14 protein-coding genes are annotated in these 14225 nt (G+C 46.7%); 5 read left to right on the top strand and 9 right to left on the bottom strand.

Going from position 1 to position 14225, the window contains the following annotated elements; translation table 11 throughout:
• Window positions 1-15 precede the first annotated feature (15 nt).
• Window positions 16-420 carry a hypothetical protein gene (locus ACM64D_RS06280; protein ID WP_415062342.1) on the bottom strand — a complete coding sequence of 135 codons (405 nt, stop codon included), beginning with the start codon at window positions 418-420 and terminating at the stop codon, window positions 16-18.
• A 119-nt stretch (window positions 421-539) separates the two neighbouring features.
• Between ACM64D_RS06280 and tsaA the strand changes: the two genes are divergently transcribed.
• The 4 genes from tsaA to ACM64D_RS06260 all read left to right on the top strand — a co-directional run bounded on the left by tsaA (window position 540) and on the right by ACM64D_RS06260 (window position 3652).
• Window positions 540-1250 (top strand): tRNA (N6-threonylcarbamoyladenosine(37)-N6)-methyltransferase TrmO, encoded by a 711-nt coding sequence (gene tsaA, locus ACM64D_RS06275; protein WP_415062341.1) that lies wholly within the window; start codon window positions 540-542, stop codon window positions 1248-1250.
• A 63-nt stretch (window positions 1251-1313) separates the two neighbouring features.
• Window positions 1314-2297 carry an isopenicillin N synthase family dioxygenase gene (locus ACM64D_RS06270; protein WP_415062340.1) on the top strand — a complete coding sequence of 328 codons (984 nt, stop codon included), beginning with the start codon at window positions 1314-1316 and terminating at the stop codon, window positions 2295-2297.
• A gap of 107 nt (window positions 2298-2404) precedes the next feature.
• On the top strand, window positions 2405-2875 hold the full coding sequence (locus ACM64D_RS06265) for a hypothetical protein (RefSeq protein ID WP_415062339.1): 471 nt from the start codon (window positions 2405-2407) through the stop codon (window positions 2873-2875).
• Window positions 2876-2884: 9 nt separating this feature from the next.
• A complete protein-coding gene (locus ACM64D_RS06260) occupies window positions 2885-3652 on the top strand; it encodes a hypothetical protein (RefSeq protein WP_415062338.1) in 768 nt (255 codons plus the stop codon).
• A 14-nt stretch (window positions 3653-3666) separates the two neighbouring features.
• Here ACM64D_RS06260 and ACM64D_RS06255 read toward each other — a convergent pair whose 3' ends face one another.
• The 5 genes from ACM64D_RS06255 to ACM64D_RS06235 all read right to left on the bottom strand — a co-directional run bounded on the left by ACM64D_RS06255 (window position 3667) and on the right by ACM64D_RS06235 (window position 11246).
• A complete protein-coding gene (locus ACM64D_RS06255; protein WP_415062337.1) occupies window positions 3667-5475 on the bottom strand; it encodes a MutS family DNA mismatch repair protein in 1809 nt (602 codons plus the stop codon).
• Window positions 5476-5542: 67 nt separating this feature from the next.
• Window positions 5543-8221: a valine--tRNA ligase gene (locus ACM64D_RS06250; RefSeq protein WP_415062336.1), complete on the bottom strand. Its 2679-nt coding sequence runs from the start codon at window positions 8219-8221 to the stop codon at window positions 5543-5545.
• Between the two features lie 327 nt (window positions 8222-8548).
• Window positions 8549-9589 (bottom strand): porin, encoded by a 1041-nt coding sequence (locus tag ACM64D_RS06245; protein WP_415062335.1) that lies wholly within the window; start codon window positions 9587-9589, stop codon window positions 8549-8551.
• An 89-nt stretch (window positions 9590-9678) separates the two neighbouring features.
• Entirely contained in the window at window positions 9679-10026 is a 348-nt protein-coding gene (locus ACM64D_RS06240; RefSeq protein ID WP_415062334.1) for a rhodanese-like domain-containing protein, read from the bottom strand.
• Window positions 10027-10028: 2 nt separating this feature from the next.
• Window positions 10029-11246, bottom strand: coding sequence for an MFS transporter (locus ACM64D_RS06235; protein WP_415062333.1), 1218 nt, complete (start codon window positions 11244-11246; stop codon window positions 10029-10031).
• Between the two features lie 29 nt (window positions 11247-11275).
• Here ACM64D_RS06235 and ACM64D_RS06230 point away from each other — a divergent pair, with 29 nt between their 5' ends.
• On the top strand, window positions 11276-12421 hold the full coding sequence (locus ACM64D_RS06230) for a hypothetical protein (RefSeq protein WP_415062332.1): 1146 nt from the start codon (window positions 11276-11278) through the stop codon (window positions 12419-12421).
• 13 nt (window positions 12422-12434) lie between these two features.
• Here ACM64D_RS06230 and ACM64D_RS06225 read toward each other — a convergent pair whose 3' ends face one another.
• From ACM64D_RS06225 to ACM64D_RS06215, 3 genes are all read right to left on the bottom strand, one after another.
• Window positions 12435-12719, bottom strand: coding sequence for a DUF167 domain-containing protein (locus ACM64D_RS06225; RefSeq protein WP_415062331.1), 285 nt, complete (start codon window positions 12717-12719; stop codon window positions 12435-12437).
• Between the two features lie 20 nt (window positions 12720-12739).
• Window positions 12740-13282 (bottom strand): DivIVA domain-containing protein, encoded by a 543-nt coding sequence (locus ACM64D_RS06220; protein WP_415062330.1) that lies wholly within the window; start codon window positions 13280-13282, stop codon window positions 12740-12742.
• An 84-nt stretch (window positions 13283-13366) separates the two neighbouring features.
• Complete coding sequence (locus ACM64D_RS06215; RefSeq protein WP_415062329.1) at window positions 13367-14194, bottom strand: pyrroline-5-carboxylate reductase family protein; 828 nt, start codon at window positions 14192-14194, stop codon at window positions 13367-13369.
• Between the last annotated feature and the right edge of the window lie 31 nt (window positions 14195-14225).

Genomic DNA, 14225 nt, shown 5'->3' with positions numbered 1-14225 from the left:
CTGCTCCCTCGCTTCTTACCACCAATAATTTGAGTAGTAATAGTAACGATAGTAGCTGTAGCTGTATGAGTAACAAGGTGTGTACCAAGAACCATACCAGTACATGTAACTGTAGTAGTTATATCCGCTGTAGAAGTACCAGCTCGAAGCGCCGCCATCTTGATCCAACTCATTTTTTACGTGAGCAGCAGGAACAGATTGGAAAGATCCTGTTTGTGCCAAAACTTGCGCTTGAGCATCGCTAGCAACGGTCTTGTCTGTTGCGAGAACAGAAGTTTCGTTGTTGCGGGTATCGACGCGGATCACGACAGTCCCGTTCATAGATTGATTGGTTACAGACGACTCGTTATCAAGCTCGCCAGCAAAGCCAGTGCTGCCAACTCCCAATGCGAGAGCTGCTACCAAAATAAGGTGTTTCATAGACCCTCCCTGTGTTATTTGCCTTTGTTTTATGCATTCTCGAAACCTTGTCACCCGAAAAGAGCTTGTTATTCAAAAGTTCTTGACGCGAGGCAATTCAAAAAGGTACGGCGTACCCTATGATGGAGCCTATTGGGTATTTAGAGTCTTGTTTTCGAGATAAGTTCGGGACGCCGCGCCAGCCAGGGTTGGTGAAGAAGGCGTGGGCTCGTCTGAAAATTCGTGCGGATTTGCAGCCGGAAGAGTCCCTTCAGGGGCTGGAAGGCTTTAGCCACGTGTGGTTGATCTGGGTTTTTCATCAGAACAAAGTGGCTCGCTATCATTCCAAGGTTCATCCTCCGCGCCTTGAAGGGAAAACCATGGGACTTTTTGCGACTCGCAGTCCACATCGTCCGAACCCGATTGGTCTTTCGTTGGTTGAGCTTATCAGTGTTGAAAAAGATGGGATCATTGTTTCTGGCGCGGATCTTGTGGATGGGACACCGATCTTAGATATTAAGCCTTATCTTCCCGAAGTGGAGGCGTTACCGGAAGCTCGCACGGGGTGGCCAGCGGAGATTTCCAAGGATCCTATTTCTGTAGAATTTACTGAGAATGCAGAACGATTGATGACGGAATGGCAAGGTCGTCACCCTGACAGAGCCTTGCGAGAGATCGTCGAAGAGACTTTGAAACTCGATCCTCGCCCTGTGATTTATCGAGGGTACGAGGAGGGCGACTCTCCTTATCGCAGTGAACACGCCGTTCGTTTGTTTGATGGTGACATTCATTTCAAATTTGAAACGCCCACGCTGGTGCGGGTTTTAGATATTCTTTTTACACATAATTAGTTGCTGTTGCCTTTTAATTGCGCAACTTGCTAGAGTTCTCGGGAACCTAACAAGGGAGGAATCGTGAGAACAACGGAAACTGCTTCTCATTCAGAAAACAGCACTCTTCGTAAAGTTCCGACATTGAGTCTTGCAAGTTATACGCAAGGTTCCGATGCAGATCGTGCGAAGTTTATCGACAATCTTTTCATGGGTCTTAAAGAGTATGGCTTTATCATCCTTAAAGATCACAACGTAAAAGCCGAAGCTCTTCATAAGGCTTACGAGCTTCTGCAAAAGTTCTACGCTCTTCCTACCGAAGTAAAAAAATCTTATATTTCTCCCAAGGCGGGATTCCAACGCGGTTATACTCCCTTTGGACAAGAGCACGCCAAAGATTCTCCCGTGATGGATTTGAAAGAATTCTGGCATGTGGGGCGTGAGCTTCCCGAAGGTCACGCTTTGAAGGAGGTGTATCCCGAGAATGTATGGCCTTCAGAAATTCCAGAATTTAAACAGCACTTCATATCGCTGTTCAGCTCTTTGGAAGAAGCGGGAAAAGTGATGTTAGAAGCTTTGACGATGCCTTTGGAGGTCGACAAAGATTTCTTTGCCCGTATGACTCAAGACGGAAATTCGATTTTAAGACTGCTTCATTACCCTCCGATTCCTGAAGGGGTCGATCCACGCTGTGTTCGTGCCGCAGCTCATGAAGATATTAACTTTATCACGATCTTGCCTGCCGCGACGGCGTCAGGTCTGCAACTGAAAGATCGTGATGGGACTTGGCTCGATATTGAGTCTGAGCCCGACACACTGATCGTGGATGTGGGAGATATGTTGGCTCGTTTGACCAATGATGTATTGCCTTCGACAACTCACCGGGTGATCAATCCTCAGGATGGTAAGAATCAAAGTCGTTATTCGATGCCGTTTTTCATGCATCCTCATCCTCAGGCGATGTTGAGTTGCTTACCTTCTTGTAAAGGGACAGGGGCAAAGTATTCTGATATCACTGGACACGACTTCTTGATGCAACGTTTGCGCGAAATCGGCCTTATCAAGTAATTGACGATTCTTGTCACCAAACTGAAATCAATTCAAGAGAGGGATCTGCAAAGATCTCTTTCTTGCTTTTAGTCATTATGCTTGAATAAAAGGGGACGGGGGGACTTATGAAATATCTGGTATTTATCTTAATGGTATTAGTTGGTCTGTGGTCCTTTAACAGCCATGCTTCGTATAACTCTATGAGCTTTAAGATTCGCTCTTTGGGGCCTCATCAGTATGAGTACTCATCGGTTTGGAATCCCGTTACGGAAGAGGCCACCCTGCGCGTAGGGCTGGTGCTCGATAAGATTGATCCCTTTCTTCAGGACAAACCCCTTTCGTTCGCGACGGCTCAGAAGGCAGAGTTTGTGGCATTAGATCTGCCGGAAGTTGGAGAGGCTTGTGAGATGATCTCTCATTGGCAGTTCGAATACTCTCCAGGGTTGCCTCATTATTTGATGTATTTAACTTTAAAGGGCGCTGGCTGCAAAAAGGTCAGCGAGCTTTTTGATGTGCTGCAAATGCGTCTGCGTTTTACCGGAGTTTCCTTGCTGCAGATTGAACCCATTGACGTGGCGGTCGATATCAGCCGATAACTAAAGGGTATGAAAAAAACCACTTTAATCCTTCTTGTTATCGGTGCTGCGGCTTTATTAACTGTCTCTTATTGCCAATTTTGGAAGGGAGACAATGCGGCGACGGTGGTGAATCCGGAAACGATGGGCAGCCCTCCTCCAGAAGGTGAACAACCCAAATCAAAATCTAAGGCCGAGATTCCTTCTCATGAGGCGACCGGGGCCGCACCCTCGGCGTCAGGTTTTTTACCGACACAGATGGAAGATGCTGGCAAGTTTGAAGCTTTGCAAAAGCATCTGAAAGAGATGGGCCATTGTCTTAATATGGTGACCAGTCCGTTGGATGCACAATCTGAATTTAACTTTGAAAATTTGAATACAGCTATTTCTGCCGATCTGGGTGATGTGGTCACACAATCTGAAGAGTGGACTGCGACGGATATTCGCACCAAATCGGGAGAGCTTCGTCGGATCTATCTTGAAAATTCACCGGATACTGCAGCGGAGCCGCGAAGAACCTTGAAGTATTATTCACTGCAAGGAGGCTCTCAGAAAGAGATTCCTTTGTCCAAAGAGCAAATGACAAATCCTTCGGACGCCCTTGTGGCAAGTCTTGAAAGTGACGGAGACGTGGTTGGGCGCTCCCTCTCCCGCCGTATCTACTATCAGAACGGCGATGATCTTTTGCTAGTCGAACGTAATGGGAAAATCTATTCCCTGGAGTTGCCTCATGACGGAAAAACTTTCCGTTGTACGGGGTTGGATTCAACGAAGACGATGAAGTGTGAATGTAAGTAGGACGCGAAGAGGACTTATGCCTCTTCGACTTTAATGCCTTCGGCGGCCATAATTCTTAACGCATTTGTAGTGGGGCAAGGCCCCGGCTTAAGCTGATAAGAAAAGACCATTTTACCCTGGTCATCAATGCTTTCACGGAAATGCAAATTCAGAAGAGACGGGTTTTTCTCCTCGAGTGTTGTCAGCTCAAGATCATGAGTTGAAATGAATCCCATAGCCGTTGTTTCCTGGGCGAGAGTACGAATGACCGCCCGACTGCCAATTTGTCGTTCTTTGTTGTTGGTGCCCCTGAAAATTTCATCAATCAAAAAAAGAACAGGCGTTTTGCTGGCGGCAACCTGCAGAATGTCTTTCAGGCGACGAACTTCCGCGTAGAAATAAGAATAACCGTCGCGCAAAGAATCACTGACCTCGATGCAAGTTTCGATTTTTACCGGGAGTGTAACAAATCTATCGGCAAAGACAGGTGCCCCCATATTGGAGAGAACTTGATTGATGCCCAGAGTTCTTAAAAAAGTCGATTTCCCTGACATATTGGAGCCAGTCAAGAGACCCAAGGATTTCGATTCCGTGAATGCAAAATCATTGGCAACAGCGCGAGTTCTATCCAAGAGAGGATGAAAGATCTGCTGGCACTCAAGGGTGGCCTTATTGCCGAACTGGGGATAGGTTTGCGTTTGATACCGGTCAAAGATGAGTAAGGATCCAAGCACTTCAAATTCAGCGAGCTCTTCGAGGCACTGAGGAAACCCTTGTGCGATTTGACGGCGATGTCTTTCCAAGAAGTAAACCGAAGTTAAGGTCCAAGGCATCAAAAGGTTTAAGAGGAAATGAAGAAGAGGATTCGTTTGGGTTCCGAGAAAACCCAGGATGAATTCCAGCTTCTGTGCGGACGAAGAGGGTTTTTCAGCAAGGATGGTCGGACAAAGATCTTTGATCTCTTCATGGTAAGAGGCTCTATCCTCAAGGGCTTTAAAGATCGGCACCAGGGAGGTGAGATGATGAGCCAGGCCGATGCCTTGGTGAAATACGGTTCCCACAGACCCTAAGCTAAAAAGACTGAGCGCGGGAAAAAGAAAATAGAGAACCAGCGGGATCTTTATTCCGGTCAAGGCAGCGTAAAGTCCCATGGCCAAAGTTAAAATCCAAAGTGCGCTATTCGCCAAAAGAAGCTTTGAAAAATGACGACTGACGAAAGAGTTCTTTAGGAAGTCTTGAATCTGACTTGTTGAAAGATTGAGTTCATTGGAGTTGGAATCAATGCCGAGTTTTGTATAAAACCAGGTTTGTGAACGCAGCTTTTGAATATGCTCCTGGCGCTTTTGCAAAACTTCTTTATCCAGAGGTTCGATGCTCATCCACTGCAGAAGTTTCTTTTGTCCTCCTTCAGTCAAAGTTTCATCTAAGAGGGTCCAAAGAGAATGAGGGCCGATCAAACCCAAGTCGCTGATGAGGGGGAACTCTGCGGAGTTCTCTAAGGCGGCCTTCCAGGGACGCCCAGAGGCTTGACCAAGGCAGCGTCTTTTTTGACGGATCTGAAACTGCCAAAGTTGAGTCAGTCGCTGAACGTGGGTTTGAATTTTTTTTGTGCGAAAGACTAAAAAAATGAAGGTGGCCAACAGAACCAGAGCCAGCAGGGCTTCTGCACGAGCCTGCGCACTCACGGAAAGGGGCAAAAGACTCACAAAAAAAAGAAGGGCCACCAGCAAACGAGCTTGCTGATGTTTGCGAAGCTTCAGGGTCCAGCGAGCAACGTGGCCTTGGAGTTTGAGTTCTTTTTTATGAAGGGAATCGACCGTTTTAAGAGATTTCGTGATGCTCATGAGGTTCACGTCCAACGTCTTTAAAAAGAGAATCCGCCCGAGAATATTCGAGCGGATTCGGTATGAATTAAACGAAACGAGTCAAGGCGTCTCGCAAAGACTCTAATTGAATCTTCGATTGCGCCAGCAAAGCTTTATCAGCGGCGACAACGTCCTCATCCGCATTGGCAATAAACTTCTCGTTAGAGAGTTTGCTTGTCAGCATGGTGATGTCTTTTTGAAGTTTTTCAATCAGCTTATTGATACGCTTCACTTCCTCATCGAAGTCCACAAGACCTTCAAGAGGGATGATCACTTTCACGCTGGTCTCTTTCACCACGACGGGGGCGACAGCACACTTCATCAAGTTGCCCTCATCGCCGATCTCAAGATTCTCCACGCGTCCCATAGTTAGAATCGCGGTGCGGTTGTTGCCCAAGATCTTTTGAACCTGATCATTGGTCACGCCCAAGCGCACATTGATTTTGGTCGCGGGGCTAATGCGATTTTCACCACGAATATTTCGGATGGCGGTGATCACTTCTTTCACGATGTCGATTTCCAAAGCCGCTTGGGCTGAGCCCAGGCTTAAGAAGTCACGATCATTTCGTGTGTTCGGGAATTGATCTACGATACAAGCCGCTCCTCGAATAGGAAGCTTTTGATAGATTTCCTCAGAGATGAAGGGAGCAAAAGGATGTAGCAGGCGTGTGATGCGGTTAAGAACCTGGGCTATCACCAGCTGCGTGGCCTTTTTCTCTTCGGCGTTGGCGCCATTCATGATTGGTTTTGTAAACTCAATGTACCAGTCGCAGAATTGGTTCCAAATAAAGTGATAAAGAGCATTGGCGGCATCAGAGAACTTCTCTGCCTCCATCGCCTCTTCCACTTCTTTGGTCACTTCAGAAAGTTTGGTAATAATCCATTGGTCAAAAACGCTGATCTCAGACTTGTTTGGTAGGGCTTTAACACCTTCTGCGGGAGCCTGGAAGTCGGACAAGTTAGAAAGCGCAAAGCGCGCCGCATTCCAGATCTTATTCATGAAGTTGCGATAGCCCTCAAGACGTTGTTCACTGAATTTGAAGTCTTTTCCAGAGTACAAGTGAGCTGCGAAAGTGAAACGCAAGGCATCCGCACCATACTTTTCAATCATCTCAACGGGGTCTACGGAGTTTCCTAAAGACTTAGACATCTTGCGACCTTGAGAGTCGCGGACAAGTCCATGGATGTAAACCGTGCGGAACGGAACATCCCTCTTGAACTCAAGGCCCATCATGATCATACGAGCAACCCAGAAGAAGATGATGTCATGCCCTGTGACTAAGTAGTTGGTTGGATAGAATGTCTTGAGGGTCTCAGTTTCATTGGGCCAACCCATTGTTGAAAAAGGCCAAAGAGCAGAACTGAACCATGTGTCTAGAACGTCTTCATCTTGAGTCAGTTTGGAGCTGCCACACTTTTCACAAGCGGTTACATCGGTTTCGCTTACCGTGTGATGATGGCAGTCCGAGCAATACCATACCGGAATACGGTGTCCCCACCACAATTGGCGGGAAATACACCAGTCTTCGATGTTGTTAAGCCAATGCAAGTAAACTTTGGTCCACGACTCGGGCTCAAAGCGGATGGTTCCACTTTCGACCACGCGCTTGGCGGGAACGGCTAACTGTTCCATCTTCACAAACCACTGCTCAGACAAGAAAGGCTCTACCACGGCGCCGGAACGGGAGCAGTGTCCGACCGAGTGAACATGAGGCTCTTCTTTGACTAAAAGGTTTTCTGCCTTCAAATCTTCGAGGATTCTTTTGCGCGCTTCCTGAACTTTCAGTCCTTTGTAAGGCCCCGCATTTTCATTGAGCTCGGCCTTTTTTGTCAGAATATTGATGAATTCAAGATGATGACTTTTTCCGATTTTGTAATCGTTGAAATCATGGGCGGGAGTGATTTTCACAACGCCCGAGCCAAAGGCTTTATCGACGTAGGTGTCGGCGATAATTTTAATTTTTCTATTGATCAAGGGGATGATCGCATTTTTTCCGATCAAATGTTTGTAACGCTCGTCTTCGGGATGAACGCACAAAGCGGTGTCTCCCAGCATTGTCTCTGGGCGAGTGGTGGCCACTGTCAAAAATCCTGAACCATCTTCAAGGGGATAGTTGATGTGGTAAAGAGACCCTTTGATTTGTTTGTGCTCTACTTCTAAGTCAGAAATCGCGGTCTCAAGAGGACCGGACCAGTTCACCAGTCTTTGTCCACGATAGATCAGACCTTTTTTGTGAAGAGAAACGAAAACTTTACGAACCGCTTTGGAAACGCCGTCATCTAAAGTAAAGACCGCACGATCCCAATCGCAAGAATCACCCAGGCGGCGCATTTGAGAGTAAATACGATCTCCGTATTGATGTTTCCAATCCCACACTTTGGAAACAAACTTTTCCCGTCCTAAATCATGACGAGTGACACCCTCTTTTTTAAGTTCTCTTTCAACAACAGACTGAGTGGCGATACCCGCATGGTCCGTTCCCGGCAACCACATGGTGTTGAAGCCGTTCATTCTTTTCCAACGGATGAGCATATCTTGAATCGTGTGATCCAAGGCATGCCCCATGTGCAAAAAGCCAGTGACGTTCGGTGGTGGTAAAATGATTGAGAAAGGAGGTTTCGTCGATTGATCCTGAGCTTTGAAGTATCCTGAACTTTCCCACCACTGATAGGTGCGGGTTTCAACTTCCGCAGGATTGTAACGATCTGATAACTGTTCTGACATTGCAAAGACCTCGACAGGTTTTAAGGGCATAAAATCCCTAGGTTTTTAACCTTTAGAGGGTAACAAAAACAAGTGTTTTAAGGTAGGCCAAACCAAGAGATTTTCCTGGGGGAGCCAGACAGAGCGAAGGAGAGTCTTATTTTTTGGGATGCGACGAGTTGAAATGGTGTTTTGGTGCCTTGCCAGACTCGTCCCTGTGTCTCAGCCACTGGTCCTTGGGCGGGTTATTTGTTGGAGGCAGCGCCTAGAAACCTTAGAGCTTTGCGACAAACAAAAAAAGGGAGGCTGGTGCCTCCCTTTCGCAAAAGTTCTTCTTATGAACCTTTATTATTTCAAGAAATCAGCCATCAAACGAGCGCCAACAACGACTTCGTCTTTGATTGCTTTATCAGTCACACCATCAAGATCTGATGTGATGTTGTTGTAAGCAACGTGATAGCGGAAGTTCGTGTCTTTGATGGGTTTGTATTCAGCAACAACGCCGTAACCCATGTACTTGTTTGTAAGATCAGTAGTTCCACCGATCTTTTCTTCTGAAGAAACAACTTCAAGGCGTGGAGTCCATTGCTCAAAACCAGTGTAAGCAATTTTTCCTACGATGGAGTTCATAGAATCTTTGAAACCTGTGGCATCTGTTTTGTGTTCGCCCATCAAGTAATCAACAGAAACCATCATGGGGCTGGAATTCCACATTACACCCACTGCAGTGAACTGGTGTTTGTCGTCTTTCGTCGCACCCGCCAAAGTGTGGTAGCTCACGTTGAAGTTCAAAGCCTTCTCCATGAAAGCGCCTCTCCAAACAGCTCCGTACATAGACGAGTTTTGAGTCGCAACATCGCCGGCTTTAGTGTCAGGCTCGTTGGTTGCCAAAAGATGGAATTGTTGACCTTCGTAAGAGATAGTTCCTTTTACACCAGTCATGTAGAGAAGGTTTGCTGTTCCAAGAAGAGTCGCAGACTTTCCAGTTGTATTATAGAACTGAGAAGTCAGGTAAAGGTCTGCACCACTTGTTGCACCTTCAAAGCCGCCGAATTCAGTATTGAATTTACCAGCACTCAAAGAGAACATGTCAGACATTTTGTGAGTCAAGAAAGCGTACTCAACAGCAGTCTGAGTTTTGTCTGGATCTTTGGAAGCGCCATCTTTATTGAAGGCAAGGCGAGCACGGAAAGAAAGATCTTCAGTTGCTTTTCCTTGGTAATCAAGACGACCGGTTTTGAAATAAAACTTTGTAGAGTCTTTTCCAGTCGGAGTGTCTTTGTATGTTGTTGAATTGTAGTCCGCACGCATATCCAAGCTCAAAGAGCCTGCGTGTGCAGAAGCAGCCATGGCTGTCATAGCTAACGATGCGATCAAAAACTTCTTCATGGGTACATCCTTGTTTAAAGTTTAAGTTTTGAAAGTACCTTAGTATGTTCCAAACTTTAACCATAGCCAAGCATTTTGGAATTTTGTTGTTAGACGTTTTTTGAATTCTGTCGTTCTTCAGAAATCCCGATAAATCCATTTTTAACATAATAGACATTGAGATAACCGGCTTTCTCTAAGTCTTCGGTAACCTTCGGACTGTTTTGTCCATGCATGTCTAAGATGATAATCGCAAAATGGGGAGGGAGTTTTTTTTCATTCACCAACTCCACCGCACGAGTTGAATCACAAAAGATGCTGACGTTCTCAAGATGCATATGAATAAGACTGTTGTACCAGGGCTTGAGGTCGATTTCATCGAGAACCACTAACACTAGTGGAACACGACTTTGCAAAAGATTGTTGAACTGGAAGTAACCAATATTGTTGAAATTCATATTTATCCTACGCGCCCATGTTCAGGGATTAGTTTGTAAATAACGAGGATGATCGCAAGACCTAAGAAAGCTAAAATTCCTGATGCCCAAAAAGGAGCCGTGATGGCAACGGATCCATACAGGGCTCCACCGAGGGCGGGACCCAGAATTCTTCCCAGTGAGGCCATACTTTGCGTCACTCCCATGGCGACGCCTTGCTCTTTAGCATCTGTTAAAAGACTGATGCTGCCGAGGGTTGAGGGATTCGTGAGGCCATTTCCCAAAGATAGAAGTGTCATTGTAACGGCCATCGCGGGGATGTTGCCGGCGATGGCAATTCCCGTCAGTCCCAAGGCCAAAAGAATAAGTCCCAGGCGAAGAACTTTGCGCTCTCCCCACTTTGGCAAAAGGCGACGAACTAAGAATCCTTGAGTGAAGACAATGATAACTCCGATATACGCAAAACCAAAGCTGACCTGTTTAACATCCCACTGATACTTTTCACCCATAAAAAGAATCAAGGTGGCTTCCATTGAGGACATGGCCAGCGATGACAAGAGAAAGACGGTCATGAGTGGGCCGACGGTTTTTTGATTCAAATAGTGCCACATCACAGAAAATCTTTTTTTCTTTTCTGCGGATTCGCTTTTTTCTCCCAGAGACTCTGTGAGGAATTTGATTCCGAAAAGGAAGTTTGCAAAACACAGGGCTGAAACCCAATAAGCGGAAAAGGAGGTGTCGAAATGAGGAGCTGGATTGATCTTATGCCCCCACACGGCCAGGGCTCCGCCTAACGCAGGACCGACAACGAAACCCAGTCCAAATGCGGCCCCGATCAACGCCATTCCTTTGGAGCGTTCATGTTTAGGAGTAATGTCGGAGATGTAAGCGGAAGCCGTGGAAAGGCTGGCTCCGAAAAAGCCCGCCAACAACCGCGCGATAAAGAGCCACTCAAGGCTGCGCGCCCAAGCAAAGAGGATGTAAGACAGACCTTCTCCGAAGAGACAAAACAGCAGGATCGGTCGGCGTCCCAAACGATCACTGAGACGGCCCCAAAAAGGAGAAAACAGAAACTGCATCAGGGAGTACACCGAAAGCAGAAGCCCGGTTTCAAGAGCGGTGGCTCCGAAGTTGCGACTTAAGATGGGTATGACTGGGATGACCACACCAAAGCCTACTAAATAAAGGAAAACGGTGAAAAAGATGATGGCCAGTTGTGATTTATTTGATGTCGACGTCATAGGGTTGTTAATATTAGGAAGTTATGAAAATGGCAAATAATCTTCAGCGTTTGACGTTCACCATTGCGGGCCTTTTGCTCTTCTCGGTGCCTGTTTTGGCCTTAGACAACTATAAAGAGTTCCATCGAGATCGCTGGGACTTCGAAGCCGGGGCTCAGTTTTTCTACTCTGAGGCCAACTACACTTCTTCAGGCGGGGGGAGTCAAAATCTATCTAGTGGGAATCACTACCAACTTTTGGATATGAATTTTGGAACTCGGTATATGCCCCAAAAAAACTGGTCGGTCTTTGGCTGGGGAAATGTTGGAAGTGCTGAAAGTAAGAACTCACTGGCCACGCGTTCAAACAGTTCGTTCAATGAGGTGGCAGTGGGGTTTGACTTTTTGATGTACTCCGAAGGTTTTCAGCTCGTTCCTGAGATTGTGGCTTTGATGCCCTTTGAAAAAGTGGATCCAACTTCTGACACGGTTTTGAATTCGGAAGGGGTCTTTGAGGTTCGCTCGCGTTTGATTGCACAAAAGGACTTTGGAGTCTGGCGAGGGTACGGTTGGTTGGGCTTCAATTATCGCGGTGATGGGCGTTCTTTCCTGATGCCGTGGGGAGTGGGGGCTCAGTTTAAGATGAATCGCCACCGTTGGGGGGCCGAACTGTTTGGGTATCAGAGTATTTCTGACGATACGAACAACAAGGACTCTGTGATTCGCACGGCGTACATAAATAGTGTGAATGCCGGCTCTATGAAGTTTTATTCAGCCAATCCGTCTTTAGTGGATACCCAAGTCTATGCAACCTGGGCTTTGCATCCCAAGTGGAGTCTTCAGGCGAATGCCGGAATGACTTTGACTGGAACGAATGCGGCGGCAGGATATCATGTCGGTGGATTCATTCGCTACAGCTTTGACATGACCGAAGGGTATTCCGAAGAGCCTTATGTGGCGCCTGTGGATTCTCCCGTTCCGAACTATCGTTCGAATATGTACGACTCTGAGCTAAGTTCTGATAAGAAGGTGAAGCAGTTTAAAGAAAGTATTGATGATGGAGTCGATCAGGATCTCTTTAAGCCGCGTCCAACGGTGAAACCTCAAGTGAATGAAAAACAGCTTCAGCAGCAACTCGATGAAACAGAATTCCAGATTGAGCTTAAATCAGATAAGAAGAAAAAACGCCGCCGCTAAAAAGGTGGCGTTTTTATTTTAACTTAAGAAGTTCTTTCGCGCGCTCTTCATCAACGCCTAGAAGATCGACAGTTTTATGTCGTCCCGTATCTCCTTTGACCAGGATGACGTTTCTTTTGGGAATATCAAAATGATCTGAAAGAAATTCGATCAGGCCTTCATTGGCTCGGCCATCAATGGGAGGCGCGGTGATTTTAATTTTGAGTTCGCCGTTGTGAGGGCCGATCACTTCGTTTTTCGAGGACTTGGGCTGAATAAAAAGGTGGAGCCGAACTCCACCTTTTATTGATTCCATCATCGTGTAAGTCTCAACTTAGACTACTCAGCGGAAAGAGGAGAAACGTTGGCAGAGCGTGCCGCCGCGGGATTCGTTCCACCAACGATATTGTGAGCCGGAAGTTGCATTTGCGGCATGTATTTTTCACCTTGCTCTAGCAAAGACAAGTGAGCTTGAGCCAGGGCTTTGAGGTTCGCCTCAAACTGCATGCGTGCGCGTTTCAGATCACTGACTTCTTGATACATCTTTTTCAAAGAATCGCGAGAATCACGTGTGATAATCTCGGCTTTTTGTTGAGCATCGGCAATGATCAGCTTGGCTTCTCTTTCCGCATCTTGACGAAGGCGGTCTGCCATTTGGGTTGCTGTCGCGATGGTTTCTTTAAGAACCTGATCGCGTTCTTTGTATTCCATTAAAGACAATTCTTTTTCGCGAATGCCTTCTTTAAGTGCGTTTCTTTCTTGGATCAATGATTCCATTTGAGATGCAATCTGCTGGAGGAAATCCATAACCTCATCAGCATCGAGACCCATCATCTTTTTACCAAAAGACTTGTGAGCAATATCGATAGGAGTAATTCTCATTTGTTCCTCCTTGAACAATTTTGAATCAAACAATAAGACAACCGTCTTTATAAGGATAAAGGCCGAGTCTGTGTCAGCGCAAGCCTATTTGATTTCCCGGGCCATTTCTTTGTTTCTCATCGCCGCTTTTTCAAAGCTAATACGAAGCGCCCGCTCGATTTCCAGTTCTCTCATGGACTGAAGTCCAGCTGCGGTGACACCTTTTTTGGAGCTGACTCGCGCTTGAAGGTCCTCAACGCCCTCGCGAGCCTGGGCCGCCAGCAGGGAGGCGCCGACAAAGGTTTCAATGGTCATGAGGCGAGCCTCTTCAGAAGAAAAACCGTGTTCTTCGATCCAGTCTTGCCAGTACATCATCATTTCAAAAACAAAACCGGTGCCGCTAGAGCAAGAAACCATCAAAGCTTCGAACTGATCTTCATCGCTCACCTTGATAACTCGTCCAAGAGGGGCAAAAAGATCTTCCACGGTGCTTTCGAGGGCGCCATCATCGTCATCGTTCAGAAGGTAGCCTATGACTCCGCGACCAATCAACGAGGGGGTGTTGGGCATTACGCGAGCCAGGCGCGCGCCTTGGATAAAGCGCTCTAACTTTTCCATGCGAATTCCGGCGGCGACGCTGATGACGATTTTATTTTCGTCAAAAGCTCGGGTCACGGGCTCTAAGGCTGTGAGGAGGTCTTGAGGTTTGACTGCCAAAATAATGATGTCGCAGGTATCGATCAACTCTTCGTTACTGGAAAGGGGGCGGATCGAAAAGGTTTCGGCAAGCTTTTGTAGTTTTCCTTGGGAGCGATTGGTGGCGAAGATATTTTTTGAGGGAATGCCTCCTTCAAGAAGGCCTTTGATCATGGCTTGCGCCATATTCCCGGCACCCAAAAATCCGATTTTCTGCGTTTTCAACAATGGGTTCATGTTACTCCAGGACACAGTTCGGGTTTGTTGT

Origin of the sequence: Bdellovibrio sp. (assembly GCF_047637665.1) — a bacterium.
In the GTDB taxonomy this organism is placed as follows: Bacteria; Bdellovibrionota; Bdellovibrionia; order Bdellovibrionales; family Bdellovibrionaceae; genus Bdellovibrio.
The sequence above is the reverse complement of the archived record's forward strand: the minus strand, read 5'-3'. Positions and strand labels throughout refer to the sequence as shown.

Bases quoted from the DNA above. Each gene is read 5' to 3' on its own strand.
- ACM64D_RS06280 (WP_415062342.1), bottom strand. From the start codon at position 420: ATGAAACACCTTATTTTGGTAGCAGCTCTCGCATTGGGAGTTGGCAGC.
- tsaA (WP_415062341.1), top strand. From the start codon at position 540: ATGATGGAGCCTATTGGGTATTTAGAGTCTTGTTTTCGAGATAAGTTC.
- ACM64D_RS06265 (WP_415062339.1), top strand. From the start codon at position 2,405: ATGAAATATCTGGTATTTATCTTAATGGTATTAGTTGGTCTGTGGTCC.
- ACM64D_RS06260 (WP_415062338.1), top strand. From the start codon at position 2,885: ATGAAAAAAACCACTTTAATCCTTCTTGTTATCGGTGCTGCGGCTTTA.
- ACM64D_RS06255 (WP_415062337.1), bottom strand. From the start codon at position 5,475: ATGAGCATCACGAAATCTCTTAAAACGGTCGATTCCCTTCATAAAAAA.
- ACM64D_RS06250 (WP_415062336.1), bottom strand. From the start codon at position 8,221: ATGTCAGAACAGTTATCAGATCGTTACAATCCTGCGGAAGTTGAAACC.
- ACM64D_RS06245 (WP_415062335.1), bottom strand. From the start codon at position 9,589: ATGAAGAAGTTTTTGATCGCATCGTTAGCTATGACAGCCATGGCTGCT.
- ACM64D_RS06240 (WP_415062334.1), bottom strand. From the start codon at position 10,026: ATGAATTTCAACAATATTGGTTACTTCCAGTTCAACAATCTTTTGCAA.
- ACM64D_RS06235 (WP_415062333.1), bottom strand. From the start codon at position 11,246: ATGACGTCGACATCAAATAAATCACAACTGGCCATCATCTTTTTCACC.
- ACM64D_RS06230 (WP_415062332.1), top strand. From the start codon at position 11,276: ATGGCAAATAATCTTCAGCGTTTGACGTTCACCATTGCGGGCCTTTTG.
- ACM64D_RS06225 (WP_415062331.1), bottom strand. From the start codon at position 12,719: ATGATGGAATCAATAAAAGGTGGAGTTCGGCTCCACCTTTTTATTCAG.
- ACM64D_RS06220 (WP_415062330.1), bottom strand. From the start codon at position 13,282: ATGAGAATTACTCCTATCGATATTGCTCACAAGTCTTTTGGTAAAAAG.
- ACM64D_RS06215 (WP_415062329.1), bottom strand. From the start codon at position 14,194: ATGAACCCATTGTTGAAAACGCAGAAAATCGGATTTTTGGGTGCCGGG.